5 protein-coding genes are annotated in these 3,678 nt (G+C 59.1%); 1 reads left to right on the forward strand and 4 read right to left on the reverse strand.

Annotated elements, in window-relative coordinates; all coding sequences use genetic code 11:
• Positions 1 to 25: 25 nt before the first annotated feature.
• The 3 genes from F6X53_RS31890 to F6X53_RS31900 all read right to left on the reverse strand — a co-directional run bounded on the left by F6X53_RS31890 (position 26) and on the right by F6X53_RS31900 (position 2,076).
• A complete protein-coding gene (locus tag F6X53_RS31890; RefSeq protein WP_151005925.1) occupies positions 26 to 445 on the reverse strand; it encodes a hypothetical protein in 420 nt (139 codons plus the stop codon).
• Positions 446 to 753: 308 nt separating this feature from the next.
• Positions 754 to 1,221, reverse strand: a complete 468-nt coding sequence (locus F6X53_RS31895) for a hypothetical protein (protein ID WP_151005927.1) — start codon at positions 1,219 to 1,221, stop codon at positions 754 to 756.
• Positions 1,222 to 1,518: 297 nt separating this feature from the next.
• Complete coding sequence (locus F6X53_RS31900; RefSeq protein WP_151005929.1) at positions 1,519 to 2,076, reverse strand: recombinase family protein; 558 nt, start codon at positions 2,074 to 2,076, stop codon at positions 1,519 to 1,521.
• Between the two features lie 195 nt (positions 2,077 to 2,271).
• On the opposite strand from F6X53_RS31900, the gene F6X53_RS31905 reads away from it, so the two are divergent.
• Positions 2,272 to 2,556 (forward strand): hypothetical protein, encoded by a 285-nt coding sequence (locus tag F6X53_RS31905; RefSeq protein WP_238298726.1) that lies wholly within the window; start codon positions 2,272 to 2,274, stop codon positions 2,554 to 2,556.
• 358 nt (positions 2,557 to 2,914) lie between these two features.
• On the opposite strand, the gene F6X53_RS31910 is transcribed toward F6X53_RS31905, so the two are convergent.
• Complete coding sequence (locus tag F6X53_RS31910; protein WP_151005931.1) at positions 2,915 to 3,388, reverse strand: hypothetical protein; 474 nt, start codon at positions 3,386 to 3,388, stop codon at positions 2,915 to 2,917.
• Positions 3,389 to 3,678 lie beyond the last annotated feature (290 nt).

Below are 3,678 nucleotides of genomic sequence, written 5' to 3' on the forward strand. Positions count from 1 at the left end.
TTCCACGCCGGCGATGAAGTCCCCTTCATCGCCCGCCGCTGGCCGACTTCTTCAACAGCCTGCTAGGGGCGAGCTCTCGGTAGGCTCTCTTGGTCTTCCCCGTCGCTGCGTTGAACCAGACGCCAGCATTGACCTCGCTGAGGCCACGCAGGCGCCGCACGAGCTGAAACCTGAAGGAAGCGTCAGACCGGAAGCGCCTGGGCTGCTCATTCTCAAGGAGGAACATCGCGAAGGTGGTCTCCATCACCACCGATGCCTCGACGTTGGCTGCGAGCTTGACGATCTCCTGGGCTGCGATGCGCTCGAACCGGGAGCCTGCCTGTCCGGCATGACGTGCGGTGACGAGGCGCTGGGCGTGTGAGACCAGAGCGCACCATCGCGCCTCGCAAAGATCCCAGGCGGGATTACCTTGGTTCTTCTCGATGCGTGCCTGTACGAGCTTCACGAAGGGCCTGAGGTCGGCCTTGGTGATGGCCTTCTGCTCAGGGTGTCCGTGACGGCGTGAGCGGGATTTGTGAGTGGAACAGAAGCGCCCATAGCGGGTCGTTCGCGCGCCACATCCGGGCGCACGGCATGTTCGTGCTGTCATGTGTGGTGATCCTACTTGAAGGGGAGAGGCGGAGGTGCTCGCAAGGCGCGGGATATTACCGGCCCCAAGGAACTGCATCCGTCCCTCCTGAGACAGACGCCGGTCGAAATACAGAGCTGAGCCACCATTTAACTCCGGCGGCTCGCCCTCGCACTCCCTTGAGTTCAGAAGGTGCCCTGCTCCACTTTTTCAGCGGCGGCTAGAATAGATGCCGCCTGCTTACGCATACTCTTGGCAATCTCCGCCAATTTTGCCGGCTCGAAGCGACGTGGAGGGATCATCTGATTTAGCTCTGTCAACCGTAGGGATACGGCGAACGGACATACGTGGACCGGGCTTACGTCGCTCGGCCAAGTGTACGGAAAGGTCGGCATCTCCTTCAGCCGGTTGGCCAGGAACTCTGGGTTATTCTCTAGGCAAGCTCGGAGGCCCTCATCCTCGATGAACCATCGGACCATCGAATCGGTCTGTTTCAGGCCCGCAGGCTCCTCAATGGGCTGAGCGAGTGCAGTCTCCAGCGAATTGTACCAGTGGAGGAAGCTGTCTAATTCCTTTTGCTCATTTGGCGAAAGATTGATGTGGGGGTGAAGGATCTCGAAGCCGTGCTCAAACTTAAGTTCTGTGTCGGTCACTGATTTTCTCCTCGTATGAATGCAAAGGTTCTGCGCGGGAAAAAGGCGGTGCTGCCGCTGGTCCGCATCCGCAGCCTTTTGCAAGTGGGCGAGGTAATTCAGTGCGCTTCGTGTAAGCCTCTGAAATCGAAAGGGTTTATGGGCTTTCGTACGGATCTTCCAATGTCGGAAAGCTTGGCCAGCACCCTCAGCGACTGCATGGGAGACCCCTTTTTCCTCCGTGCGGTGGAAGGTGCCGCTCCTGCTCAGGGCTCGTGCAAGAGCGCGGTAGGAGGTCGGTTCAGGCTCTCCACCCAGCTATGCGGCCTTGGGGTTAAGTGCCCGATGCACCGTCATGCGGCTGATGCCGAGTTCCTTCGCGATGGCGGACGGCCCCAAGCCCTGCTTGTGAAGCTCGCGGACCTTCTCAGGCGAGATAGAGGGCGGACGACCCTTGCCAGCGTAGACACCGGCTGCCTTGGCCTTGGCGATCCCTTCAAGCTGCCGCTCCTTCCGCAGGTTCGTCTCGAACTCCGCGAAGACGCCCAGCATCTGAAGGAAGCACCGCCCCGCAGCCGTAGAGGTGTCGATAGGCTGCTCCGTAGCTCGTAGGGCCACCTCCTTGGCTTCCAGTTCCCTGACGATGGTAGCAAGGTCCGCGATGGAGCGCGCCAAGCGGTCGATACGGGTGACAACGATGGTGTCGCCCTTCCTGGCGAAGTCCATCAGGTTCTGAAGCTCGGTGCGCCCTGTGGTCGTGGTGCCGGACTTCTTCTCAGCCCGGATCATCTCGCACCCTGCTGTTCGCAAAACAGCCTCTTGAATGCTGAGGTCCTGATCGGTCGAACTCACACGGGCGTAGCCGAACACGGGCATTGAGATTGATCCTGTAACAGAACGATCTAGACCCAGGCAGCATCGAGTATCAAAATCTCGAAGTCAACCGTTTTGTTACAGGAAAAAGCGTAACTGTTGGATGTAGCGTAGCGGTGTACCCTTGCGTGACATCGGAGTGGGCGTCCCTCCCTACTCAGGCTGCCAGTAGGCAACCGACGTCAACCTGAACGGTTGATGATCATGGGTCTCGGAGCGGAGGTCATGATGTCTCTCACCGGCAGGTTCTGGTTCAAGAAGACGTGGCGGGGCAGGCTCATCCTTCTCGTCGAGGAGAAGAAGGCCCGCTGGTCCAAACCTGACGAGTTCAAGCTACGCTGGCGTGAGGCTCGGTTGATCGACTTTGCTGAAAGCGCCTTGCAGCCCTTGATGGACCTTGGCCGCATCAGCCGTCCCAACTACTCGAGTTCGAGGCCCACTCCACTGAGGGTTGTAGAGCCACCAGCTGAGAAGGCGTCCTGACGAGCCGAAAGACCCTCCTCAGGCTGTATGGTCGGACTTCCGACTGGGGAGAAAGCAAGAGCGCGTGTGGGCTCTCGTGGTCAGGTGCTTTCCTTGAGGCCTTGCCCCACAGCTCTGCCCACGCCTCACGCTCGTGCTTCTCTCGTGCGCTTGTGCCCGATACCGCGCGAGATGCCACGCACGGTTCGCGAGGGGGCATGGGGGAAACTCGGCTCGACTTCGATTGTCGATGCCGCTTCACATTTTTTTGCTAAAATCAAAGGCTTGGAGGCGCACCACCTTCTTCCTCGTGGTGGCCCTAGTTGGCCCCCAGAGGCACGTTCCTCTGGAGGCACAACGGGTTAGGTCGAAGTGAGCATCAGGGCCGACCGTTCTTCATCGCATCGGACACCTCAGGGAACTTGAGTTTACCTGCGGTGATCGTTCGGGCGAGTTCAAGGTACGCCATGGCCCTCCCGATGCAGGCGTCTGCGACATCAGCGAGGTCAGCGACAGGCAAGGACGGAGGCTCAGGAGAGCGTAGCATGTCGATGAATGCGTACGTGTCTTCTGCGTGTTGCTCACATACGAACGAACTAGGCTCCGGCGGCATCTCAGGAAGATAGGCCGCGATATTGCCGAGCTTGATGCGATGCTCCTCCATCAAGCCGTAAGTCTCGAAGAAGTGGGTCAGCACGTAATCTCCTTTGCCGTCCTTTAGAAGCTTGGACGCAGCTGTGTGTTGAAGGTCGCTGGAAAGTGCTGCGTACCAGCGGTCCCATTTGGTGCTGTCGCTTCCTGCTTCGGACTTGCTGTCTGAGAAGGTCGGTTGATGAGTAGCTACGTTGGACATAGATGTGCCTTTCGATGCGAGCCGCTCGGCTCTCGATTGCGCCCTTGTTAGGCAAGTGTGCGAGGTATCGTAGGGATAGAGTAGATTATCCCAAGGAATCAGTCGCTTAACAGCGTCGCTCGAAGCCCGGTCGACCTGGGCCTAATTTCGATCCATCTCGTCGTAGGCACTCATAGCGGCTTGCTCGGATGCAGTTGGAGGACGACGCCGGATCAAGTCAGCTAGTGGAGTGGCCCCCAATTTGACCGGACACCGGGCGCAACCGTGAGGGCCTAGGTGGACGCCTAGGC

The organism is Methylobacterium soli, from assembly GCF_008806385.1.
Lineage (GTDB): Bacteria > Pseudomonadota > Alphaproteobacteria > Rhizobiales > Beijerinckiaceae > Methylobacterium > Methylobacterium soli.

Excerpts from the sequence above, each read along its gene's own strand:
- F6X53_RS31900 (WP_151005929.1), bottom strand. The coding sequence starts at position 2,076 with ATGCCCGTGTTCGGCTACGCCCGTGTGAGTTCGACCGATCAGGACCTC.
- F6X53_RS31905 (WP_238298726.1), top strand. The coding sequence starts at position 2,272 with ATGATCATGGGTCTCGGAGCGGAGGTCATGATGTCTCTCACCGGCAGG.
- F6X53_RS31910 (WP_151005931.1), bottom strand. The coding sequence starts at position 3,388 with ATGTCCAACGTAGCTACTCATCAACCGACCTTCTCAGACAGCAAGTCC.